The sequence below is a fragment of the Fictibacillus macauensis ZFHKF-1 genome (assembly GCF_000269865.1).
In the GTDB taxonomy this organism is placed as follows: Bacteria; Bacillota; Bacilli; order Bacillales; family Fictibacillaceae; genus Fictibacillus_C; species Fictibacillus_C macauensis.
Genome location: NZ_AKKV01000022.1, coordinates 116,942 through 139,587, shown reverse-complemented (window position 1 = coordinate 139,587; position 22,646 = coordinate 116,942). Strand labels below are relative to the sequence as shown.

23 protein-coding genes are annotated in these 22,646 nt (G+C 39.9%); 10 read left to right on the top strand and 13 right to left on the bottom strand.

The window, feature by feature from the left end; all coding sequences use genetic code 11:
- Positions 1–53 precede the first annotated feature (53 nt).
- The 4 genes from rfbB to A374_RS06700 all read right to left on the bottom strand — a co-directional run bounded on the left by rfbB (position 54) and on the right by A374_RS06700 (position 3,559).
- Entirely contained in the window at positions 54–1,067 is a 1,014-nt protein-coding gene (gene rfbB / locus A374_RS06715; RefSeq protein ID WP_050979721.1) for a dTDP-glucose 4,6-dehydratase, read from the bottom strand.
- 13 nt (positions 1,068–1,080) lie between these two features.
- Positions 1,081–1,851: a sugar phosphate nucleotidyltransferase gene (locus tag A374_RS19460; RefSeq protein WP_007201445.1), complete on the bottom strand. Its 771-nt coding sequence runs from the start codon at positions 1,849–1,851 to the stop codon at positions 1,081–1,083.
- A 470-nt stretch (positions 1,852–2,321) separates the two neighbouring features.
- A complete protein-coding gene (locus A374_RS20520; RefSeq protein WP_162098288.1) occupies positions 2,322–2,477 on the bottom strand; it encodes a hypothetical protein in 156 nt (51 codons plus the stop codon).
- Between the two features lie 173 nt (positions 2,478–2,650).
- A complete protein-coding gene (locus A374_RS06700) occupies positions 2,651–3,559 on the bottom strand; it encodes a hypothetical protein (RefSeq protein ID WP_007201444.1) in 909 nt (302 codons plus the stop codon).
- Between the two features lie 408 nt (positions 3,560–3,967).
- Between A374_RS06700 and A374_RS19910 the strand changes: the two genes are divergently transcribed.
- Entirely contained in the window at positions 3,968–4,141 is a 174-nt protein-coding gene (locus tag A374_RS19910) for an aspartyl-phosphate phosphatase Spo0E family protein (protein WP_007201443.1), read from the top strand.
- 285 nt (positions 4,142–4,426) lie between these two features.
- Positions 4,427–5,791, top strand: coding sequence for a glycerol-3-phosphate transporter (glpT, locus tag A374_RS06695; RefSeq protein WP_007201442.1), 1,365 nt, complete (start codon positions 4,427–4,429; stop codon positions 5,789–5,791).
- 49 nt (positions 5,792–5,840) lie between these two features.
- On the opposite strand, the gene A374_RS06690 is transcribed toward glpT, so the two are convergent.
- The 3 genes from A374_RS06690 to A374_RS06680 form a co-directional block, all read right to left on the bottom strand.
- Positions 5,841–6,242 (bottom strand): hypothetical protein, encoded by a 402-nt coding sequence (locus tag A374_RS06690; protein ID WP_007201441.1) that lies wholly within the window; start codon positions 6,240–6,242, stop codon positions 5,841–5,843.
- Between the two features lie 127 nt (positions 6,243–6,369).
- Entirely contained in the window at positions 6,370–7,650 is a 1,281-nt protein-coding gene (locus A374_RS19455; RefSeq protein WP_007201440.1) for a sensor domain-containing phosphodiesterase, read from the bottom strand.
- 176 nt (positions 7,651–7,826) lie between these two features.
- Positions 7,827–8,609 (bottom strand): LytR/AlgR family response regulator transcription factor, encoded by a 783-nt coding sequence (locus tag A374_RS06680; protein WP_007201439.1) that lies wholly within the window; start codon positions 8,607–8,609, stop codon positions 7,827–7,829.
- Positions 8,610–9,025: 416 nt separating this feature from the next.
- Between A374_RS06680 and A374_RS06675 the strand changes: the two genes are divergently transcribed.
- From A374_RS06675 to A374_RS06665, 4 genes are read left to right on the top strand one after another with little or no spacing between them, the layout of a single operon-like run.
- The gene (locus A374_RS06675; protein WP_156793159.1) at positions 9,026–9,304 is read left to right on the top strand and encodes a hypothetical protein; all 279 of its coding nucleotides are present in this window, start codon (positions 9,026–9,028) and stop codon (positions 9,302–9,304) included.
- Positions 9,305–9,360: 56 nt separating this feature from the next.
- Positions 9,361–9,534, top strand: a complete 174-nt coding sequence (locus A374_RS20515; RefSeq protein WP_156793158.1) for a hypothetical protein — start codon at positions 9,361–9,363, stop codon at positions 9,532–9,534.
- Between the two features lie 46 nt (positions 9,535–9,580).
- Positions 9,581–10,165 (top strand): hypothetical protein, encoded by a 585-nt coding sequence (locus A374_RS06670; RefSeq protein ID WP_007201437.1) that lies wholly within the window; start codon positions 9,581–9,583, stop codon positions 10,163–10,165.
- A 15-nt stretch (positions 10,166–10,180) separates the two neighbouring features.
- A complete protein-coding gene (locus A374_RS06665) occupies positions 10,181–10,705 on the top strand; it encodes a hypothetical protein (protein WP_007201436.1) in 525 nt (174 codons plus the stop codon).
- A gap of 611 nt (positions 10,706–11,316) precedes the next feature.
- On the opposite strand, the gene A374_RS06660 is transcribed toward A374_RS06665, so the two are convergent.
- Complete coding sequence (locus A374_RS06660) at positions 11,317–11,619, bottom strand: hypothetical protein (protein ID WP_007201435.1); 303 nt, start codon at positions 11,617–11,619, stop codon at positions 11,317–11,319.
- 375 nt (positions 11,620–11,994) lie between these two features.
- On the opposite strand from A374_RS06660, the gene A374_RS06655 reads away from it, so the two are divergent.
- On the top strand, positions 11,995–13,062 hold the full coding sequence (locus A374_RS06655; protein ID WP_007201434.1) for a S8 family peptidase: 1,068 nt from the start codon (positions 11,995–11,997) through the stop codon (positions 13,060–13,062).
- Between the two features lie 140 nt (positions 13,063–13,202).
- Positions 13,203–14,033, top strand: a complete 831-nt coding sequence (locus A374_RS06650; RefSeq protein WP_007201433.1) for a hypothetical protein — start codon at positions 13,203–13,205, stop codon at positions 14,031–14,033.
- Positions 14,034–14,136: 103 nt separating this feature from the next.
- Here the strand turns inward: A374_RS06650 and A374_RS06645 are convergent, their stop codons facing one another.
- Complete coding sequence (locus A374_RS06645) at positions 14,137–14,835, bottom strand: hypothetical protein (RefSeq protein ID WP_007201432.1); 699 nt, start codon at positions 14,833–14,835, stop codon at positions 14,137–14,139.
- A 159-nt stretch (positions 14,836–14,994) separates the two neighbouring features.
- On the opposite strand from A374_RS06645, the gene A374_RS06640 reads away from it, so the two are divergent.
- Positions 14,995–15,729 carry a hypothetical protein gene (locus A374_RS06640; protein WP_007201431.1) on the top strand — a complete coding sequence of 245 codons (735 nt, stop codon included), beginning with the start codon at positions 14,995–14,997 and terminating at the stop codon, positions 15,727–15,729.
- A gap of 43 nt (positions 15,730–15,772) precedes the next feature.
- Here the strand turns inward: A374_RS06640 and A374_RS06635 are convergent, their stop codons facing one another.
- From A374_RS06635 to hag, 3 genes are all read right to left on the bottom strand, one after another.
- Positions 15,773–16,885, bottom strand: coding sequence for an N-acetylmuramoyl-L-alanine amidase family protein (locus A374_RS06635; RefSeq protein WP_007201430.1), 1,113 nt, complete (start codon positions 16,883–16,885; stop codon positions 15,773–15,775).
- Positions 16,886–17,259: 374 nt separating this feature from the next.
- Positions 17,260–18,723 (bottom strand): hypothetical protein, encoded by a 1,464-nt coding sequence (locus A374_RS06630; protein WP_007201429.1) that lies wholly within the window; start codon positions 18,721–18,723, stop codon positions 17,260–17,262.
- A 167-nt stretch (positions 18,724–18,890) separates the two neighbouring features.
- The gene (gene hag, locus A374_RS06625; RefSeq protein WP_007201428.1) at positions 18,891–19,787 is read right to left on the bottom strand and encodes a flagellin Hag; all 897 of its coding nucleotides are present in this window, start codon (positions 19,785–19,787) and stop codon (positions 18,891–18,893) included.
- Positions 19,788–20,017: 230 nt separating this feature from the next.
- On the opposite strand from hag, the gene A374_RS06615 reads away from it, so the two are divergent.
- Entirely contained in the window at positions 20,018–20,485 is a 468-nt protein-coding gene (locus tag A374_RS06615) for a hypothetical protein (protein ID WP_007201427.1), read from the top strand.
- Between the two features lie 277 nt (positions 20,486–20,762).
- Here the strand turns inward: A374_RS06615 and A374_RS06610 are convergent, their stop codons facing one another.
- Entirely contained in the window at positions 20,763–22,460 is a 1,698-nt protein-coding gene (locus A374_RS06610) for a methyl-accepting chemotaxis protein (RefSeq protein WP_083841969.1), read from the bottom strand.
- Positions 22,461–22,646: the final 186 nt, after the last annotated feature.

Sequence of the window (22,646 nt, the reverse complement as noted above, 5' to 3'; positions counted from 1 at the left end):
ATTCCAACCTATGTACTATTACGTTTTGCTACAAAAAAACCTGAAAGACGTTTTTAGTCCTTCAGGTTTTGTAACCACGTTTGATTTTCGATATACCACTGAACGGTTTGTTCAATTCCTTTTGCAAAAGGCGTCGCCGGCTTCCAACCTAACTCTTGTTGAATTTTCCGCGCATCGATTCCATAGCGCCGATCATGCCCTTTGCGATCGGTTACATACGTAATGAGACTTTCGGAAAGCGTAGCATCTACGTTTCTTTGCAGTACATCCAAAATCGTTTTTATAATCTCACGATTGGTGCGTTCATTTTGACCACCAATATTATAAATTTCACCGAGTTTTCCATGGTGAATGACCGTATAAATGGCCTGACAGTGATCCTCCACGTACAGCCAATCGCGGATATTCAAACCGTCGCCGTACAGCGGAATCGCTTGTTTTCGTAACCCTTTTTGAATCACAAGCGGAATTAATTTTTCTACATGCTGATAAGGTCCGTAATTGTTTGAGCACCGCGTTATATTCATCGGTAACTGGTGGGTATCATAATACGCTTTCACGAACAAATCAGCACTCGCTTTGCTTGCTGCATAAGGACTATGCGGATCGAGTGGCGTCGTTTCTGTAAAAAGCCCTGTTGCTCCTAAGGATCCGTACACTTCATCCGTAGATACCTGAAGGAACTTCTTGCCCGTAGCATATCGCCCATCTGCTGTACGCCATGCTTCCTTCGCCATTCGTAACAAATTCACTGTACCAAGTACATTGGTAGTGACAAACGCTTGAGAATCCTCTATGCTCCGATCCACATGAGATTCAGCAGCAAAATGAACGATCACATCAATCTCATAGAGCTGAAACAATTGTTGTAGCGTTGGATCACAAATGTCTTTATGAACAAAATGATAACGTGGATCCTCGTTCATAGACGCTATGTTTTCTAAATTGCCCGCATACGTGAGCGCATCAACGTTAATAATCGTCGCCTGTGGCTCTTGTTTTCGTAAGTAATGAATAAAATTCGAGCCAATAAAGCCTGCTCCCCCTGTAATTAAATAGGTTTTCATCGCTTCCATTCCTTTACGAACTTCTTGTTAATACCCCTAGCAAATACGTCTTATATGCACTATTCTCCATGTTATGAGCGAGCTTAAGCAATTGTTTCTCTGTAATATAGCCTAATGTAAAGGCGATTTCTTCAAGACACGCTACATAACACCCATATTGTTGTTGCACGGTTTCAATAAACTGACTTGCTCGTAATACACCCGCTGGCGCAGACAAATCAAACGTTAACATTGCTTGATTCATCGTTACAATCTGAAGTGCATGCTTCGCCGCATACAGCTCGTGAAGCGTTGTATCTTTAGTAGCTAACACGTGCCGAGCAAGCGTGGTCGCTTTCTCATCATAAACTGCTAAAGGCGACGAATGCACGGCATCCTCTTTCACAAAAAGCAACGCCCCTTTATTTGCTGTTAGTGAGGCTGCTATTTTTTCAGAAAAGGAAGTACTATATAGCAGTGACATGCCTTGCAGCATCGCTACTGGTTCATGATCAATAAACTCCTCCGCTAACACTATACTTTCTTCTAACGACGTCTGTTCCGCTTGCACAGCATACGAAATCGTAATACCTAGATGCTGCCCATTTGAAAGCAGTGATTGATAATGAAATAAATACTTCGGTTTCACAATGATTAATATTTCTGTAATTCCCGCTAACAAAAACACAGCTAATGAATAATACACCATCGGTTTATCATATACAGGCACAAGCTGTTTGGCTACTGACGTTGTCATCGGAGCTAGCTTCGTTTGTGCGCTCTCCGTCATAATAATTCCCTTCACGATTTTAACTCCCTACTAAAAAAGCATTCTCTTGACCTTTAATCCTACCTCATTCGACAAATTTTTCAAAACTTAGCTTTTTTGCCTAGAAAATGAACCTTTTTCATTTTGTCTTTTTCAAAGTAACTGTTTATCTAGCAATATACCTACAAATAGTTAAGCTAGAGAAACAAATTTTACAGGTAGGACGCAATCGGTACACTTAAAATCCCGTTATGTAGTTCTTTTTCCTTAAATTTCACCAATGTTTGTCTTAACGTACGCATTAAAAAGACAGCAGAACGTATACATCCTGCTGTCATACTTATTAATTTTTTTTGGAAACGTTTATGTTGAGTATAAGTTTTTTACCATACACTTCTGGCTCAAGATTCCATGTTTGTTTTCCGCTTTTCTTAAAATAAATGGAGACATCTTTAAAGGTAACAAGATCGGTCTTAACAAACAAGCGATCGGCTACTGGCTTCGCATCATGTTAATCTTTGCGAACGAACAAAGCGATAATTATAATGATCAGCTATCATTGAACCATATTTTGAAGAGAGCGTACGATTACGAATGGTGGCTGTTTCATTAAAATAACATTGTGATGGTTGTAGCACCGTTTTAATTGTTTTGCCATTCATAGAACCGAGCATTAGCCTCGATAAAAAGTGACCCGACCCATCATGCTTGCCTTATCCAGCACGATTTACAACAACTCTATTTCCATCCGTCACGTACTATTTATCCTGAGCATTCTCCACTTGCACTTTCACCCTGCTACGATAAAAAAAGAAGGATGCGCTCATCAGTCACTTTACTCTGTCACTTCTATTTTCACTTTGATTTTCTTTCCATAAGCTTCAGGCTCGATCACCCATGTATCATAGCCACCCTCTAAAAAATACAGATTCGACCCTTTGAATTGAACGATTCGATTGCCAACAAACAAGCGATACGCTACAGGTTTGTTATCGCGCTTATCTTTGCGAACGAACGCGGCGGTTTGGGTAACATTAAAGTACGGGATATGATGCTGATCAAATACAGTTGCCCCATTTTTTTTATGATCAAAGTATAAATAATGATCCACGTTACCCGCAGCGATGCGGTCATCAGCGCCCGTTCCTTTAGAACGTACAAAACGGTTTTTTTTAAAGGTATAGCGATCGGCTACAATAGAACCATTTTTCAAAAAGAGCGCATGTTTACGAATCGTAGCACTTCCTCCGAAGTATTGATGAGAAGGTTGGAGCAGCGTTTTTACGGTTGTTCCATTGAATGAACCAAGCACAAGCGTTGATAAAAAACGGCCCGTACCATTATGTGTGCCGAGGACAACCTGTTCTTTTTTATGATCGAGTAGCTTTCCTTTTGTTTGTAGAGAATACGGTTGATCACCGTTCTTTTTTATGACTTCGTACCGTTTGTTCCACTTTTTCGTTTTCAAATCATATTGATAGATACGAATCATAGAATCTATGAAACCCTTATGATTACGCACGTAAATCGCTGTAATTTCTGGGATCTTTTTTCCGGTCAGATGAGCAGAGACAAACTTCTCTGCTTTATATCCTCCCTCGGGACGAAGAGAGTTCAAGGTTTGCATTTCTTTTTGAACAATTGAAAGGGTAGTAGGCTTTGAAGCAGCGAATGCTTCAGAACTACTTGAAAGTAGGAGACCGCCAAGTGCTAGTGTTGAAAATAAACGTAAGACTCTTTTCATATACTACACCTCATCCATCCATCATATTAGGAAATATCATCTTCATTATAATTACAATTATTACATATGTCTACCTAATTTGTAACATTAATGTAACAATAAACACAATAAGGTAACATTGTTCTGTTTCTTTCTCTGTCTCCCAGCCTCACTATGCAACCTTTCACCTGTTTACAGTAGCGGTCCTCTACCTTATTACATAGCTTTCATAAAAAAATTATAGGAATTTTTCCCTTTTCGCCTATTTTTTTCACAAAAGACATCAAAAATATGCCATAATCAAATAGGCTTACTTATAGATTAAATTTTTTTGTGCAAACTGTGCAACTAGAGGTTGGTATTTTATGGATTATGTGGTACGCTTAATACAAATTAATTCTGGTAAAGTTGCAGGAGTGGAGCTTCATTATGCTTGCATATGAAATCGTACTAAGAGAGTTGATCGAAGTAAAAAGAGAAGAATTGATTACGACGGGAATGACAAAAGGGTTAAATTCCGACGAGGTACTAACAATCAGTCAAGAGCTTGACTTGTTACTTAATATGTATCAGTTGATTACAGCACTCTTCGTTTCCTTTTAAAGGTGTCATGACACCCCCTTCCTGGGTAGAACGTGTAATCTTTCTTCCGATTACTTTGAATTTAAAACTATTATAAGGAAAGTTTAATATTTTCACTATTTATTGAATTTTTTTGACAACGCTTCCAAACAGTTGTATACTGACAGCAACAAGTTAATTGGATGGAGACTGGAGAATCATACCACTTGAGGCGCTATCATATGATGATAGTGTCTGTTGACGTATGATTTTTTTTAGTATTTTCTACGCCTACAACTTGATACTACGAATAAAAGGGGGATTACGATGCTTAAACTGTTTAAACCAGCAGCGGCCATTGATCGACTGCCGGCGGAAAAAGTTGATGCAGAGTATAAAAAACTGCGGCTACAAGTTTTTATTGGGATTTTTATTGGCTATGCGGGGTACTATTTATTACGAAAAAACTTCTCGTTAGCGATGCCTTATTTGCAACAAGAAGGATTTACGAAAGAACAACTTGGTTGGGCACTATCTGCTGTATCCATCGCCTATGGGATTAGTAAATTTTTAATGGCAATGGTATCAGATCGAAGTAACCCAAAATATTTTTTACCAGCGGGTCTCATTCTTTCTGCTATTACAAGTCTATTCATGGGGTTTGTACCTTACTTCACCTCAACAATTAACATTATGTTTGTTATGCTTTTTTTAAACGGATGGTTTCAAGGAATGGGCTGGCCTCCATCAGGGCGAGTTCTTGTTCATTGGTTTAGTGTCAATGAACGTGGTAATAAAACGGCCATTTGGAACGTAGCACATAACATCGGCGGTGGTCTAATGGCCCCAATTGCTGTAGGTGGAGCAACATTATTTGCTACATTATATGGTACTTCAAAAGGTTCTTTTGAAGGTACTTTTATCCTTCCTGCTCTAGTCGCAATTGTCGTAGCTATTATTGCATTTATACTTATTCGTGATACACCGCAATCTAAAGGGTTACCGCCGATTGAGGAATATCGTAACGATTATCCTAGTAATAAAAGAGAAACAATTGAGCGAGAGCTTTCAGTTAAAGAGATTCTTTTTAAATATGTTTTAAACAATAAATGGGTTTGGGCGATTGCTATAGCTAACATTTTTGTTTACTTTGTCCGTTATGGTGTACTTGATTGGGCCCCTACTTATTTAAGCGAAGAAAAAGGCTTCAATATGAATAAATCCAGTATAGCTTATTTTCTTTATGAATGGGCTGGTATTCCTGGAACACTACTTTGTGGTTATATTTCCGATAAAGTATTTAAAGGGCGCCGAGGGCCCGCTGGCTTTGTCTTTATGATTGGTGTATTAATTGCCGTGCTTGTTTATTGGTTAAACCCTGCGGGGCACCCAATCATTGATATGATTTGCCTAATTGCCATTGGGTTCCTTATTTATGGGCCAGTTATGTTAATTGGGTTGCAAGCGCTTGATTTTGTACCAAAAAAAGCCGCTGGAACAGCCGCTGGACTTACTGGGTTTTTCGGTTATATATTCGGTTCTGTTACCGCTAATGGTGTAATGGGAACTGTCGTAAGCAAATCCGGATGGAATGCTGGCTTTATCCTTCTAATCAGTTCTTGTTTATTAGCAGCCATCGTCTTCGCCATTACGTGGAACGTACGTGGTCAAGAAATTGTGAAAAATAACTAATAGCAAAAGCCGCTTTCACCCTTCTCTTACATGGTGAAAGCGGCTTTTTTTACAGTGGTTCCATTAAACTCTCAGGCTTTATGCGCATTCGCTGCTCTTTAACACGGCTTAGAAAAAACATCACAAACGAAACGTTATCAAAGGGGATGCGCAAGTAATCTTCATCCGCAATCACATTCGTTAGACGATGTACAGCGTGATAAAACGATAACGCAATAAAAGAGGTTGTGTCGGGTGACGATAAAGAGGCGAACCAAGCGAGCCTATGCCCACTTGGTGTATCTCCATCAACAATGATAATATGAGGCTTATTTTCTATGAAATATTTGCTGTAATCTTCTTCATTCGCTATTGATGTAACCTGAACATCATGCAGTGCCATCTCTTCAATAAGAGCGTGTAACAAAATATGAATGGGATCGTATGAATGAAAAATGAGTACATGGACCATCTCCATAAGCCGCTACTAGAAATAGAAGCATTCATTCTAGCAGCACTCCACCTCTCTTTCGTATCAAATGAAGTTCACGCCAACTTGCTCTTCATCCTACTAGAGTTCATGAATGGTGCATTTGTCGTTATAGTGAAATCGTGGCATGTGGCTTTCCAAAATAATAGCCTTGGCCGTAGTCACATTGTAACGCTGCTAGCTGCTGCCATTGTTTCTTTGTTTCAATGCCTTCTGCTAGCACTTTTATATTTAATTCTTTTGCCAAGCGAATGACGGCTTTGACGATAATCAAATCCTTTTCATCTTCTAAGCGATCGACAAAGTTCTTATCAATTTTCAAGATGGCAACTGGCAATTGCCGTAAGCTATCAAGCGAAGAGTAGCCTTTACCGAAATCATCCATAGCAATCCGGACGCCATGATTCATTAACTCTTGAAGCATTTCCCGACAGAGCGCTAGATTGTTCATTATACCTGTTTCGGTAATTTCTAGGACGAGTCGATCCGGCGGAAAGTTCACACGCTGTAAAATACACAGGATTTTAGCGACCAAGCCAGGATCATTGAACATTTGGGCTGATAGATTAACGGCTGTATAAAAATGTGGCATGTCTTGTAAAACCGGCTTCATATCCGTAACCGCTTTCTCAATCGCCCAATACGTCATTTCCTCGATGGCTCCACGACGCTCTGCTTCTGGAATAAATTCATTAGGTGAGATGAGACCACGCTGTGGATGACGCCATCTCATTAATGCTTCTGTTCCAATAGTCCGGCCATCATGTAACGATACTTTTGGTTGATACACGAGAAAAAGCTCGCCTCGTCGCAGTGCCCAATCAATATCAGCTTTTCCTTCCGCTACTCCCTCTGCTCGTTCACCAAACGCCAGCTGTCGAAGTTCATTTTCGTAATCAATGCGCTCGGTAATATCTTTAATAGAACAAACAAGTTCTCGCGTTACTGTATTGTGTGGTTGAGAAAAACGCTTCATAAAAATTTCTACAGTCGACACTTGGTCACGAACGGTTAACCGACAGACGATGACTTTTGACGCACCTGTTTGCAGGACAGCGTAAGCCATTTTTTCAAATAGGTCATAATCCTCACCTACCATACAGAATTGTTGCTCTTTTGTTAACAATTCTTTAGGGTTTCTTCCCTCACAATAGTCGTACACCGATTGCGAAATATATTTAACGCTCAATTGCTCATTTAAAACGATGATCGATTGAGGGCTTAAAGAGGCCAGATGCCCATAAGCCTCCCGCTCCGACTTCCTGCGCTCGTAGCGCGCACTTATAAGTAGAAACATAAGCAGTCCAATAAACAGTAATAGTAAGCCTACAATTAGAACATCTCGACTAACAAAGCTTGCCAATAACATATATCCAACTTCTCTATTCATATGAAACGTTAAGCCCCTTTGCAGAAAATCATACGTTCTTCATTTTCCTACGAATGGATTTGCGAAAGCAGGGAATAAATCCCCCTACAGGTATATCTTACTACAATTAAACCTGTTCGTCCTACCTTTCAAACTAGAAAACGAAAAAAATATTATTTCGATATAGTCTGAAAGTTTCAGATAAAATGGCTCGTTGGATTCAACCGTTCGCGAGATTGTGTAGCAGATACCATCAGTAAACGTTTATGAACTTCGTGAATCTTAAGCTTTGAAACATGCGCATGTTGCTTATACTGATGAAAATAGACAAAATACGTTTCATTGCGTGGGGTAATGTGGGATACCTTCGCTAGATTGATAATGTTAGAGCGATGTGACATATAAAAGGGATCACCAAGTTGCTGATACAACTCTCCGATATTTTCATACACATCATAGGTGAAGTTCATCGTATGAATAAAACATTTCTTTCCTACTTTTTCGATAAAAAAGATATCCTTTTTTTGTACATAATAGAACGAACCTTCATATTTAATCGCTAAAACTTCCGGTTGGCGATCTAACCGTAACGCAGCCCTTCTCACCGCCTCCTGAAGCCTAGCACTTTGCAGAGGCTTCACAATATAATCTACGGCTTCTAGACGAAATGCCTCAACGGCAAAAGCTGGCTCACTCGTTACAATCACGATGAGTAAAGAAGGAAGCAGCTCTTTACAACGTTGCATGACTTCCTTACTCGTAACGTCTGACAGTTGTATATCTAGTATGACAAGCTCTGGTTGTAGCTCCGTAATTTTTCGGAACAGCTCCTGTCCATTACGTGCTGTATCTATAACATCTAACCGTTTCTCCTGATGTAACTGCGACTGTAATTTTGTTAATGCATCCTGATCCTCGTCAGCAATGATCGTCCTCATCGGAAGCATTTCTTTCATCCTTTCTTTATCGTACCGATCCATTAGGCACACTACCTATTCCACTATTTTGTAGAAAAGAATACCAAATAGCTACCACTCTGTTATGAAATGGAGAGATTACAGTGTGAAATCTCTCCTATATGTCTTTATGTGCATAGGGAAAACATTCCTTATTTAGGACTTTTACTATAGAATACCAGTATTTCAAAAGAGAAATTCTTAAATCTTCCTCTTAAATCGTTCTCCCTACTCTTAGCATCGGCAGTTCTTGAAAATTGTTTAGCATAATTATGAACAAAGGCCCAATAACAGGAATATATACCTAAAATAAGGATTTTTATTTTAGATTTCCTATAGTGCTATAGTCAACATTTTCTAGAAAAAGAGGAAAAGAAATGGAAGTATACAAAATGACATGGCATAATGGAAAAGGGATTTTACATAAAAGGGGAAAACATATGAACAAAACATGGCTCGTTGCTGCAACCCTTCTATCAAGCGTAGCACTATCAGCTTGTAGTAGTAATAGTACAGCGAACACAAAAGGCACAACGAAACAGACAAGTGAAACAAAGGAACAGCAAGAGGTACGAACGTATGTGAAGACAACAGGACCAAATTATCTAAAAGAATTTGAAAAGATTGAAGCCGCCATTAATGACACTCGCAATGCACCATTTTCACAACAGAAAGAGTTTGCGAAAAAAAATCATTTCCATCTTTCCGAGCACTTCTAAAAAAAATCAATCAGGCTACGTTCAAAACAGAGGACATAGCAGACGTTCATGAACATATGAAAAAATATGTAGAACATACGATAACCTACTTTGAAGCAGGCGTAAAAGCTAAATCCGCTGAGGTCTTATATCAAAAAATGAGAACAGTTAAAGATCAAGGCGAAAAAGAAAGAGACAAGTATACCTCTGGCCTGACTGAACTAAAAATCAAATTTTTAAGACCACATTAAAAGGACACCGTTGTCCCTTAACAAAGCTTAAAAGGAGCATACATCCATGAAAAAAACTTGGCTCATTACGGCCGCACTCTTATCCAGTGTGGCCCTATCCGCTTGTAGCAGTAGCGATACGACCAAAAAAGCAACTGCTGCACCGAAAAGTACAGAAAGTGAAAGCAAACCGGATCCAGCGGTAGAAAAGGCCGCACAGGAAAAGAAAGAATTCGATAGCTACTTGAATATCGAAGCTATTGCCTTCGTGCAGGAGTATCAAGATATTACAAATAGAGCGAACAAAAGCATTAAGAAGACGAACAATCGTACAGAACAAGTCGCTTATATAAAGAAAACATTGATTCCAGAGTTAAAGAAGTTAGAAAAGCTCGTAAAAGATAAAAAATACAAATCGCCGAACGTAAATGCCGCTCATCAGCATTTAGTGAAAATCATTACGATTGACAGAGAAGGCACTGAAAAGCTTACAAATACTTCTAACCCTGCAACGTTTCAAAAAGAAAAGGCGAAGTACAAAGCACAAAATAATGTGGCAGCAGATGCGTATGATCGCGCCATTAAAGATTTAGCCATCACACATCAAATTGATACAACTAAATTTTACAGAGTCCTCTTGGCAGGGAAATAAGAAAGGAATTTTACAATGAAAACAACGAAACTTGGATTACTCGCACTTATGCTCACAACAAGCGTTAGCCTTGCTGCTTGCGGCCAGTCTTCTTCATCTTCTTCTTCGTCAGAGAAAAAAGAAGCTTCACAAGAAGACACGCAACAAAAGCAATACAAAAAAGAATATGAAAAATACGTGCACACATGGCTACCACAAATCAAGGAATCTATTAGTAAAGAAAACATGATAAAAACCGTGGATTTAACAAAAGCAACCGATCCAAAAGCATTGGCGAAATTTAAAAAAGAAGCGATGCAAGAAAAAATGGATGCTACGAAGCTCATTATCTTGCGCGTGAAAGATATTGATAAAGAATTAACCTATCCGAAGCTAAAAGCGGAAAACAAAAAAATCCAAACATTGTATGAAGATTATGCAAAAGGTTTAAAAAACAATAATCCATCTCTCAATGTTTTACTAGATTTCGATACAATCAAATCAGAAATTAAAGATCTCGCTAAAGATGTAGACGTAGATCCGAAATCCTTTTTTATCTAAACGTCAAAGAGACTGGGACCTAAACAGCCTTAGTACATAAAAAATGGCTTCATCATCCGTTTCGGTGATCAAGCCATTTTTTCATGTCGCTCGTTTGATTTTAGATTGTCTTGCGTGTAGAAGCAGCCATCGAATGCACTAAACATTGGGGTAGAGAACAAGCTCTTCTGTCAACGCGCACGGGCCGTCCGTTCGCGCGCAGGAGCCTTTGATTCGCGCGCAGACCAGGTCCGTTTGCGCGCAGGTGGCCTTGATTCGCGCGCAGACCAGGTAAATTGCTTCCATTATCGTAGGTATTCGATGAAAAATAGAGAAAATGAAGAGATCATATCGCAAATACGCTCAAAAATGAGAAGAAATAGCGTAAAAGCTCTTCAATGACGGTGAAAAGAGTAAACACACAAGAGATTCCCGGTTGGCGCACAGACCAGAGTCAATTGCGCGCAGCCAAGTCAATTCCCCTCATGCGCCACGAAACAGAGGAAATATTGTATCCCCGTCTCTTCTTTTTTGTGTAAGAGCCGTGACAATGTTTCGTAAGAATTCCCTAGGAATACGATCAGTTCGGCAATAGGATCCGCCTTTAAGCTTGGTTACAAACGATTTGTGTGTTAAAGCACTAAACGAGCTTGCTCATTACAAATCACCGCGCTGTTCCTTGTAGGTATAGTGAACAACACACCGCTGTAGCAATGACTTCTTTTACCTCCACAAAGCGATGGCACTTCCCCCACTTTTGCTGGTAAGAAATGCGTTTCTTCTATATAAGGAGTACGTTGACCTAAACGCGCGCGTAAAAAAAAGACATACGCTAACATCAGAATCCTTCCATCACCTCCTAAAAGGATCGACATATCCTCTAGCAACCCGCCCGCTACAAGAACAAGCTCTTTCTCTCCTTTTGCTAAAACCATGATTTGCATTCCTTGCAGTGTAGAAAAACTTAACAGATTACATAACGAGGACTCATCAAACGTTAGTGGCTGAATTAATTCGTTGTGACAAGCAATCTCTGTTCCCCCTCTGGATGTGATTCTAAAAAAATCAGAAGACAGTAAGGCGCCTCTTTGAAGAAGTTCTTGATCGAGTAGCTCAAGTGTTCATCAAGCAGCAGCAAACAGGCTGTCCTTTTTTATAGAGGTTAGAAGCGGCAGCATAGCTATGAATGAGTGTCAGAGCCTTTCGCTCATAACCCTCACTATTATGGAAGAATAATCTTGCAGATTAGCGGTAATGGGCTACACTTTATAAGTAGATAGACCTAGATTGATACAAAGGAGCCCACTCGCATGAAGCTATGTTTTTCTGTCCTTTTAAGCACACTCATCTTCATTAGTCTTCCTACCCACTCCACCCATGCGCAAAGCAAAGACCGCTATTACATTGAATTGTACCGTAAATCTTCGCAGCAATCCTTTGCACACCATGCAAATGTGAACCATGTCTTTACCTATCTCCCTGCCCTTTCCATATACCTTACCGCCCGAGAAGCAAAAAGATTCAAAGCTAATCCTGCCGTTAAGACCATCACTAAAGAAAAAGTATTCTCGCAGTCCTCTCAAAAGCAAAGCTGGGGCTACCGAAAACTGGGCTTTGCTACGTCCTATCACAACGGCTTAACAGGGGAAGGCGTTAAAGTCGCTGTGCTTGATACCGGCATTGATCGGCATCATAAAGATTTAAAAGTACGCGGTGGTGTCTCCTTTATTTCGAAATCCTATAATGACGATAACGGTCATGGTACCCATATTGCTGGCATAATTGCCGCGCAAAATAATACCTTTGGTGTCATTGGCGTCGCACCGAACGTGCAATTATATGCCGTCAAAGTACTAGATGAGGAAGGCGAAGGCTATGAGTCCGATGTAATCGCCGGCATTGAATGGTGCATCCAACATAAAATGGACATCATCAACTTAAGTTTAGGAGACGAAGGGGCTCACGATCTAACGGCCATTGTAAAAAAAGCGACGGCAAAAGGGCTTCTTTTAGTCGCAGCCGCCGGAAATGATGGCAAAGCCAATCATAATGATTATCCTGCTAAGTTTAAAGAAGTCCTATCCGTCGGCTCCATTGACGAAAACAGGCGCCTTTCCTCTTTTTCTAATCGTGGCAAAGTCGACGTCGTTGCCCCAGGGGATTTTATTTATAGTACGTATGCGAATCAATCCTATGCCTTCATGAGCGGAACATCGATGGCCGCTCCGTTTGTAACAGGCACGCTAGCATTATTAAAACAAGCACATCCGCTCTTCTCAGCAAGCGAATTACGTAAACAGGTAGAGCAAGATGCTCTTGATTTAGGGGCACGGGGGAAGGATTCAAGTTATGGGTATGGATTGATTCGGAGGCCATAAAGAAAAAGAAGAGTTTCCTGAACAACCAGGTAAACTCTTCCTCTTTTATTTTTATTTTACAATTAAAGGTTAAAACTGTATACTATTTTCATAGGCCTATATAACTACTGTTCTTTTCAAACTTCATAAGGAGAATTAACATGTTTAAAAAACTACTACCTTTATTCGCCGTACTAATTATATCTTTAGGCGCGTTCTTAGGCTATATCTTTACTAAAGATGATTCGACACCGACAACAGCAAGTGCACAAAAAGTAAAAACAGAGGCAATCACGCAAAAAGACACGAAGCAAGAGACCAAGCAAGAAACGAGCGCGCCAAAAACGCCTGCAAAAATTGCAAAACCAGTTCCTGCACCCGTAAAAAAACAGGTTGCTCCACTATTAACGGCAACACAAGCTGGATTAATCTCGGATTCACTCTTTAAAAACATTTATAACGTATTAGATCAAAAAATCAATCAACAAAAAGGGACGCTAAAAACAGCTACGCCCGCTTTAAGAAACTACATGACACAACATTTCTTACAAACAAAGATGCCTGCTATTGTGAAAACCATGTGTTTTAGTTGTGACAGTCCTTCTTTTCCAATAAGTTCAAAATCAGGTTTGCAACTTAAAGTTATTCAACAAAATGCACAAAGAATAACCCTTTCTAATTTCATACCTGCTTCTGATATGGGTACAGACAATGACTTTACTACAATTACCCTTGTTAAAGAAGAAGAAAAGTGGAAGGTCTTTAACTTCACTAGTAAAACACTAAAAGATGCCGATTTACATATCTCAAAAGAAGAAATTACGAGATATCTTAAAAAAACACATAAAAATGTTGTCTATGTCTCTACAAAAGAAGGATTATATAAAGGAAAGAAACATCGTAAAATGTTCATATTTAAGCATAAAGAAGGCACATTTGGCGTGTATTCTGATTTGGCAGATACTACCTATACTTTAGACGAACTTCGTTAAAACATTCTTCCTGCTCTCCATCCTTTATATCGGTTTCTTTTATAAAATCTTTACCCAAAATGTGAAAAGCAGCGCTTGTCGTAGGACAAGTGCTGCTTCAATGCTAGTTCTCATTCTTTTTTATCTTACTCGGATTGTTAATTTTCAAGCGATTTTCATGATTGGTCAGCTTCTTTTTCACCATTTTCGCGTCAAACGTTAACACGTCTTCTTCTTGTAGCTCATGCTTTTTTAACGTTTTACTATAGCTACACCACGCTTCTCCATACGGAACCACGTCTTCGCCTAATAACTTCACGTCTTTTAGTAGTACAATTTCATCTTCATCGTCAGAAAATGGATTGGGAACGGTCGTAAAGCCGGCAATGGTTGCTTGCCAATGGCATTTATCTTCTGGAATGGAGACGACAAGTTGCTTGCTAGCGGCTGGTTTTTTAGTGCATTTTTCGGGTGCTTTTTTCACTGGGGCAGGCTTCGCTTCCGTACCCGCTGACTCTCCAGTGACTTCGGTTAGTTCGAGTTGTTCTTTACCAAAACTTGGGCTTTGCATTTCTTTTAAGTAGGAAGGATGGATGCATGTTTGTGTGCCATCTGTAAACGCAACAACCGCCGAAAGAAAGCCGTCATGTTCCTCATACCCTTCTAAGGTAACTTGAAATTTCTCTGTTCGTGTTTTATACCAAAACTCATGCTTTGGTGTTTTTTGAAACAGGCCCCACGCACGTCCTGTTTCTTCATATTGAGCTTCATTGTCAAATGCTTGAAACGCTGTCGGCGCAATGGCAAATGATAGATTTGACATGTGTTTCACCTCGTCTTTTTCTAGAGTATATCATTGATTGACTGCAAAAAGAAAACAGGTTGGAAATAGGCCTTTAGCATCATGATTGCCAAAATTAACCACATTATAATAAGATAGTGCAAACGGATATGTTTGCAACAAAAGGAGGAAGATCTTTTTATGAAAAAGCAAGCCTCAATGCTTTTCGTTGCATCTAGCTTATTTTTCACAAGTCTTGTCGGAGGTTCTATGGCTGAAGCTAAAGCGCCGCAAGCAACCTCTCCACAATCGCTAACAACAAAGCAAGCAAGTGAACGTGTTGATTATATTTATGCAAAGATTAACCAAACCATTGGCGACGCGATTAAAAAAAATCATTGGCGTAAAATGACAAAAAAACGCTATAACACATTGAAACCAGCACTACGTAAATTGGCAACTGCCAAGCTCGTTGATCGTGACCTGGAGGATTATGCCTTCTCTTATGATGAAAAGTTCTGCAAAAAATACCCGTGTATGCCAGATTCTCCATCAAAAGGCGTCCGACTTTCCTATAAACAAGCTTCGAAAACAGAAGGAACCGTCGCCCATGTTGTTCCTGATACAACGAAGAACTACGGAGGTTATACGGTAAAAGTCGATCTCACAAAGTCAAAAGGACAATGGCTTCTTCAAGACATTCATTTACAAGTACTTTCCGGTGACTTAAAGCTCTCTAAAAAAGAAATCCTTGCTTATTTAAAAGCAAATGGCCATCGTGCTACTTATGTGAAACAAAAGCACCTCGTTAACAAACAACCACTTTCTAAAAAGAAATCAAAACGTACGCTGCTTATTTTTAGCGAAAAAGGCAAACGCTTTGGGATCTATACTGATGTGGCGAATTGGGAATATAATAAGAAGCTTGTGAAGTAAGAAAAAGCCTCCGCTGATTGTGTTCAGTGGAGGCTTTCATCATTTATTTCCCAAAATACACTTGAATCCCTTTTACAATCCCTCGCGCTGCTTGATCTTGAAAAACAGCTGTTTTCATGGTGGTCGCCTCAAGTGGATTGGATAAAAAGCCAAGTTCTAAAAGTGTGCTTGGCACTGTATTGTAGCGTAGGACCGCTAAGTTTCCAAAGTTCGCTCTTCGTTTTATAAGACCTGTTTCAGCCACGTACGAATTTAACACTGCTTCCGCTAAAGAACTACTTGTTCCTTGATAATAAAAGGACTCCGCTCCCATTGCATTGCTACTCGCAGAATTCGTATGAATACTAATAAAAGCATCGGCATGATTATCTTTCGCTACATCCGCTCGACAGCGTAAATCGGCATCAAGTGATCCATTTCCTTCACAATCACTGTCACCATCACGCGTTAAAATGACTTCTGCGCCTTCTCTATTTAAATAGGCTTGTACTTTCTGTGATACTGTCCAATTTAAATTTTTCTCCACAAGGCCATTTCCCATGGAACCTGGGCGCTGATTACCGTGACCAGGATCAATGACGATGATTTTTCCTGCTAGTGACTTCGGTGGTGTTGGCTTTGGTGGTACATCTGGCTTTGGCGGAGGCGGTGGTGGGGTTGTTACACCTACAAGCTTTATGTATGATCCGTTCACATAACCTGTTTTTTGATCGTACTTCACTTTATACCAACTGCCTGCTTTCTCAACAATCGTCACTATTTTACCCTTTTTCAAGTAATCAATTGCTTTAGCTGAGGCTGAGTCTGTCTGGCGTACAGTTAACCACTCAGCTTGTACCGTTCCTTTCACTTCCTGCTTCGTATGTGACTTATGCGGCTTCTTAACAGTCGTCACAGACGTTAAATACTTGCTATACACATAGCCTTTCATTTTACCGAACGAAACGTACGTCCATGCCCCTTTTACTGAAAGTACAGAAACAACAGCCCCTTTTTGTAAACGTGTAAGGACTTTACCTTTTAATGAAGGTGTTGTTCGTACATTTAGATTACTCACTTCACTTTTCTTCTGCGCAGCCTGAGCGACTTGTCCTAACGACAAAACGGAACTTGCTACGAGCGATGACGCAATAAATACTGTTGCTTTTCTGTTCAAAATTATCCTTCTCCCCTTCAATCCCTATCCAACTACCCCGGATTCTTATATAAAAATAATAGAAAAATCAACCAAACTATCTATAGTTTACATAAATTTATAAAAGATTCCTAGTTCTTTTTTAGTAGTTCCCCCGTTTTTTTACTCCTAATATTTTCCTAGTTATTTCTGATGCACATCGTTTCATCAGCTTTCAACTTGTACTTAAAGTGTGAAAAATACTAGTCAGCATTATTCCTTGAACCAACGAAACATTTCTGCTTATATATACTATCGGGTATCTTTTTCTTTTTTTTAGATAACTTAGGAGAAAAAAAAAGAAACCGATCCCACAACACCCAGATCGATTACTTCATTTAAACTCTTAAACCGTTTTATACCGGTAATGTAGTTCTCTCTTCACTTCGAACACTCATTTCAACTTTGGGACTTTCATGCATGTTGAGATGGGTAATCGTAATATAAATTTTCTCTGTATCTTTCAGTGGTACTTTTAATGAAACGGTTATTTTCCCTGCTTGTTGCACAGATGTTGTACCTATCAAATTATTTTTAGCGTCATATACTCTAATCAAATCTCGTTTTTGAACGCCTTCTACCACAACCGTATCTGGCATGCGAACATTGTTAAATACAGTAATGACTTTAGCATCCAATGCTGTAGAGATAACTTCAGCTGGAGCCTCCGGTGCTAAAACTTTATCTCCTTCTTTGCTATTTACATTGGTTAATGTAACTCGAACAACCATACGTGCAGTAAGTTGAATTTTTAAAGAGATGAGGAGGTCACCGTTTTTCAAGGCTTGTGCTTTACCAATCAGTATTCCTTTCTCATCATATACTTTTATAATATCGTTCACTGCCACCCCTTTTACGGTCACTGTATCTGGTGAACCAACATTATTTTGTACAGAAATGGTTCCCGCAATTAAAGGTGAGCTATTGCGCTCTGCTCCGGCTTTTATGGTTACTACAGAACTTTCAACACTATTATCTTCTGTCACTGAAACCCCTAGAACTTGTCCCTCAGCAAGCGACTCTTTTAAAGATACAATTAGCTTTCCATTGCGCTGCGCCCTAGCACTTCCAATGGTTTTAACGCCAGCGTATATTTTTACTAGTGCTTTTGCTTTTACATGTTCAACGGTTACAGTATCTGGCTTTCCAACATTGTTTTGCACACTAAGATTTTCCTCAAGTATAGCTATACTCTTTTGTTCCTCACCAACCGTAATCGTAATCGCAGCACTTTCTACGCTATTATAGTGTGTTACTTTAACTTGTAGCTTATCATCTTTAAGGACTTGTTCTTTTAGCGGAATAACAAGTATTCCTGATCTTGGTGCAATTGCGGTACCAAGCAATTTATTACTTGCATTAAAAATCCTCACCACATCTTTTGCTGCAACGTTTTGGGCAGATACTGTATCAGCCTTTCCAACATTATTGTTCACGCTAAACAAGCCTTCCTCTGGCTTTGGTGTTACTTTTTCACTAGGAACATCCGCGACAACTGCTACACTTTCAAGCTTATTGACTTTTGTTAACGTTACTTTGACAGTAGCTTCCTTCAATGGCTCCTTCAATTTCACCGTCACATTCCCAGCACGCATCGCTGTTGCACTTCCTAACAACTTACTTCCATCACTACTGTACACCTTTACTAAATCATGAGCTTCTGCACCTTTAAAAACAACGGTATCTGCCATTCCTACATTATTATTCACTTCAATATAACTAGGCGTCGCCGCATGCGTTACTATTGCATGCGATGGTAAAACGAAGCTTCCCACTAGAAGAACTGCAGTAAAAACTTTGAACAGTAATCTTTTTTTCATGCTTACATCTCCTCCCTTTCATTCTTTTTTAATATCGGTAAATAGAAGAAGGTTTTTGAATGAGAAAAGAAAAGGGCTGCGTATCAGTCTGCAGCCCTTCTTTGATAGCTATAAATTAGATAGTCCATAAAAAAAGACCCTACATAAAGTAGAGTCTCTCGTAAAGATTAACGAAGAAGTTGAAGTACGCCTTGTGGTTGTTGGTTTGCTTGAGCAAGCATAGCTTGAGCAGCTTGAGAAAGGATCGAGTTCTTCGTTTGTTCCATCATTTCTTTCGCCATATCTACGTCACGAATACGAGATTCAGCAGCAGAAAGGTTCTCAGAAGATGTATTTAAGTTGTTAATTGTGTGTTCTAAACGGTTTTGAGTAGCACCTAGTTTAGAACGCTCTGCAGATACTGTACCAATCGCTGTTTCAATTGTAGAAATCGCACTATTAGCACCCGCCTTTGATGCAATATCAAGTCCATCTTTAGTTACAGCTAGAGTACCACCTGTGGCAGCTGCGTTTGCAGCATCTGCTCCTGCTACACCAAGAGATGTTGCATCCATTGCTTTAATTTCCAAATCAATTTTTTGATCTTTATTAGCACCTATATGAAAAGTCAGTGCTTCTTTACCTGTAACTGATGTCGATGAATCAGCAGCACCTGTTAGTAACTTCTTAGTGTTAAACTCAGTGGTATTAGAAATTCTAGTGATTTCTTCCGCTAATTGGTTTACTTCTTTTTGAAGTTCAGCTCTGTCATCATTTGTATTGCTGTCGCTTGAAGATTGAACAGCTAGTTCACGCATACGTTGAAGAATGCTATGCGTTTCGTTAAGAGCACCCTCTGCTGTTTGGATCAAAGAAATACCGTCTTGTGCGTTTTTAGAAGCCATGTCTAACCCACGAACTTGACCACGCATTTTTTCAGAGATCGCAAGTCCTGCCGCATCATCTCCTGCACGGTTGATACGTAGTCCAGAAGACAATTTCTCCATAGACTTACCTTGTGCACCATTTGCACTTGATAGTTGGCGGTATGTGTTCATAGCCGCGATGTTGTGATTGATTCTCATTTGTTTCTACCTCCATGTGTTTTAAAAGTAGCTATACATCCATGTGTAGCCCTTATGTACCAAGGGATGCGCCCCGTTGGTACTAGTAATATCGACTTACTTTTGAAATTGTTTAGTATTAAAAAATCATTAAATATACAAGTTTTGTCTTTAAATTTAACATTTGTTACCGATATAATAAAAAAATGGTCATTGTTTATGACCATGCATGACTTCTTGGAGGGATATAGATGAAACACTGGCTAATAACAGCAATTCCAGAATACAACGTAGCACAAGCTTTTAAAGAGCTAGGAATGATTGATCGCACATTAAAATACCTCATTAAGAAGGGCGACGTCGTTTATATTTATGTGGGAGGAAATGTTCGGAAGATTATATTTAAGGCGCTATGCGTTATGGAGAAAGTTCCGCAGGATCAATGGATTGATGACTCTGCGTACTATGCAGAAGATACAGCCGTTCGTAAACGTTCGTCATGGAACACGGTACGGTTATTTCCTCTTTATAATTTTGAAACAGAGCTAACAGATGAGCTCTCTCTTGAGGCGCTGGATCAGTATGGCCAATTAGGAATGATCCGCGGCGCACGTATACTAGAAAACAGCCCTCTCCTTTTAGAGTACATACATTCTGTCGAGCAAACCTTAAAGCAACAAAGCAGTGAACAACAAGGACCAGTTCCTACTCCTGCTTAATTGAACGCTTAGAACCATTGCTTTATCATTCGAAATATAGAAACTAGCATAATGGTTAGCGTTATACCATATATACCGAAACCAATAATGGTTGCGATGAAATCTCGTAATTTTTGTTTGTTTTCGTTTATAACCATGTTCGTTCACCTACACTTCTTTCTATAAGTTATATCGGCTCCTATTCTTTATTTTTTAAGGTAAATTTGTAATTGTCTGTAATTTATTTTTTAACTAAAAAAAGAAGACCTAGCCGCAATTGCCGCTAGGTCTTCTTACGTTATAGTTTAAATTTCCCCATTGTGCCTTGTAGCTCTTCTGCCAGCTGTGCTAGTGCTTCGGCGGAGGCTGTTACTTCTTCCATCGTTGCGAGTTGCTCTTGAGACGCAGCTGAGCTTTGTTGGGTCGCTGCAACACTTTCTTCAGAGATGGTGTGCATTGTTTGTAATGAATGGGAGATGCCACCACTGACTGTCGCTAACTGTTGAACCGATTGCGTCACATCGTCTACTTTACTCGTTACATTCGCTACCGTATGAGCGATGCGCATAAAGGCTTGGTTCGCTTCTTCTGTATCTTTTAAGCCTTCTGTTACTTGAACCTTCCCGTCACTCATTGCCAGAACAGCTGCTTTTGTTTCCTGCTGAATTTTCGCAATCATATCGGTAATTTGGTTCGCTGAATGCTTCGACTCTTCGGCAAGCTTACGTACTTCACCAGCAACGACAGCAAAGCCTTTGCCATGCTCACCGGCTTGTGCCGCTTCAATGGCTGCATTAAGCGCTAACAAATTCGTTTGCCCGGCAATGCCCGTAATAATGCTTACAATCTTACTAATCTCTGTTGCTCTCGTTTCTAGCGATGTCATTAACTTGGAAACTTCAATTACAGAGTGATTAATATGATTCATTTGCGTAACTACGCTGCCCACCGCTTGGGTTCCCTGCTCTGAAAGTTGCGTTGCTTCCTTCGCTGTCGCTAGCATTTCCGCAGAACTTCCGGAAATCGTTGTAATTCCTGTTGCCATGTCATCCACGGCAGAAGCAATATCTTGAAAACACGTAATCTGTTGTTCAGCACCAAGCGCTGTTCGTTGCGCAATCGTTGCCACTTGTTCAGCGGATGCGGTACTTTCCTCAGCACTTGCACTCAACTGCTGACTGCTGGCCGCTACTTGATCAGACGCGTGATGCACTTCTCCTACAACGGAGCGTAAGTGATCCACCATCTCATTCATCGAATGAGCCATCGCCCCAATTTCATCTGTATTGCGTAGCGTAAGCTTCTCTACCGTAAGATCCCCACCAGCTATTTGCTTCAAGTTAGCAGAAGCACGCAGGACAGGTGTGGAAATGCTGCGGCTAACAAAATATGCAAGTACAATCGCTATAACTAACGCTACAATCGTATAAAACAAGACCATCTCTTTAGACTCTTGCATATAATCGGTTACGACAATACTCTCCGTTTCAAGCTTCTTCTGCTGATACTTTACAAGTGCCTCCATCTTATCGTTAAATGTAATCGCTAGCTGCTTCCCCGATCCATATAGAATAGCGAGCGCTTCTTTTTGCTTTTTCTTACCAGATAGCTCTAACACTTTAGTGGCTGTCACATCGAAAGCCGCCTCTGCCCCTTTTAACTCCTGCAGCAGCTGATTGCTTTCCTTCGAATTAGATACTTTTTTATACTCACTAAAGATCCGGTCATACTCACCCTCTGCTTTCTGGTATTCAGCGAGCATAGCTTCTTCACCCGTCAACATATAGTTGCGCAACTGAATGCGTGCATCTTTTAACGACAACTGCAAATTCTTTACAAGCACAATCTTATGCACCTGATCGTCAATCAACTCTGAATTGCGCTTATCCACTTCTCCTAACTTATAGTAGCCAATGCTGGAAACTACGCCGAGCAATACAAGCACCACAAAAAAGCTAGCAAATAATTTCTTCCCAACTGTCATCTTCATCCTCATGTCCTTCACCTCTAGGTCGGTATGTTGCTTATGTTTAGTAGAATACAATGTCCTTAAAAGTGTTATCGGTGGGAGGGGTATGATTGTTTACTTTTGGAGAGTTTGTGGGGAGTAAAATGTACTATTTTACTAAGTTTTAATGTGATTTTTGACCAAATTGTTGTCAAAGTTAAAAAGTTACATGAA

Excerpts from the sequence above, each read along its gene's own strand:
- A374_RS06675 (WP_156793159.1), top strand. The coding sequence starts at position 9,026 with ATGAACAAAACATGGCTCGTTGCTGCAACCCTTCTATCAAGCGTAGCA.
- A374_RS06670 (WP_007201437.1), top strand. The coding sequence starts at position 9,581 with ATGAAAAAAACTTGGCTCATTACGGCCGCACTCTTATCCAGTGTGGCC.
- A374_RS06660 (WP_007201435.1), bottom strand. The coding sequence starts at position 11,619 with ATGGTTTTAGCAAAAGGAGAGAAAGAGCTTGTTCTTGTAGCGGGCGGG.
- A374_RS06645 (WP_007201432.1), bottom strand. The coding sequence starts at position 14,835 with ATGTCAAATCTATCATTTGCCATTGCGCCGACAGCGTTTCAAGCATTT.
- A374_RS06630 (WP_007201429.1), bottom strand. The coding sequence starts at position 18,723 with ATGAAAAAAAGATTACTGTTCAAAGTTTTTACTGCAGTTCTTCTAGTG.
- A374_RS06615 (WP_007201427.1), top strand. The coding sequence starts at position 20,018 with ATGAAACACTGGCTAATAACAGCAATTCCAGAATACAACGTAGCACAA.
- hag (WP_007201428.1), bottom strand. The coding sequence starts at position 19,787 with ATGAGAATCAATCACAACATCGCGGCTATGAACACATACCGCCAACTA.
- A374_RS06680 (WP_007201439.1), bottom strand. The coding sequence starts at position 8,609 with ATGGATCGGTACGATAAAGAAAGGATGAAAGAAATGCTTCCGATGAGG.
- A374_RS20515 (WP_156793158.1), top strand. The coding sequence starts at position 9,361 with ATGAAAAAATATGTAGAACATACGATAACCTACTTTGAAGCAGGCGTA.
- A374_RS06610 (WP_083841969.1), bottom strand. The coding sequence starts at position 22,460 with ATGAGGATGAAGATGACAGTTGGGAAGAAATTATTTGCTAGCTTTTTT.
- A374_RS19910 (WP_007201443.1), top strand. The coding sequence starts at position 3,968 with ATGCTTGCATATGAAATCGTACTAAGAGAGTTGATCGAAGTAAAAAGA.
- A374_RS06690 (WP_007201441.1), bottom strand. The coding sequence starts at position 6,242 with ATGGTCCATGTACTCATTTTTCATTCATACGATCCCATTCATATTTTG.
- A374_RS06640 (WP_007201431.1), top strand. The coding sequence starts at position 14,995 with ATGAAAAAGCAAGCCTCAATGCTTTTCGTTGCATCTAGCTTATTTTTC.
- A374_RS06655 (WP_007201434.1), top strand. The coding sequence starts at position 11,995 with ATGAAGCTATGTTTTTCTGTCCTTTTAAGCACACTCATCTTCATTAGT.
- A374_RS19455 (WP_007201440.1), bottom strand. The coding sequence starts at position 7,650 with ATGAATAGAGAAGTTGGATATATGTTATTGGCAAGCTTTGTTAGTCGA.
- A374_RS06665 (WP_007201436.1), top strand. The coding sequence starts at position 10,181 with ATGAAAACAACGAAACTTGGATTACTCGCACTTATGCTCACAACAAGC.
- glpT (WP_007201442.1), top strand. The coding sequence starts at position 4,427 with ATGCTTAAACTGTTTAAACCAGCAGCGGCCATTGATCGACTGCCGGCG.
- A374_RS20520 (WP_162098288.1), bottom strand. The coding sequence starts at position 2,477 with ATGAATGGCAAAACAATTAAAACGGTGCTACAACCATCACAATGTTAT.
- rfbB (WP_050979721.1), bottom strand. The coding sequence starts at position 1,067 with ATGAAAACCTATTTAATTACAGGGGGAGCAGGCTTTATTGGCTCGAAT.
- A374_RS06650 (WP_007201433.1), top strand. The coding sequence starts at position 13,203 with ATGTTTAAAAAACTACTACCTTTATTCGCCGTACTAATTATATCTTTA.
- A374_RS06700 (WP_007201444.1), bottom strand. The coding sequence starts at position 3,559 with ATGAAAAGAGTCTTACGTTTATTTTCAACACTAGCACTTGGCGGTCTC.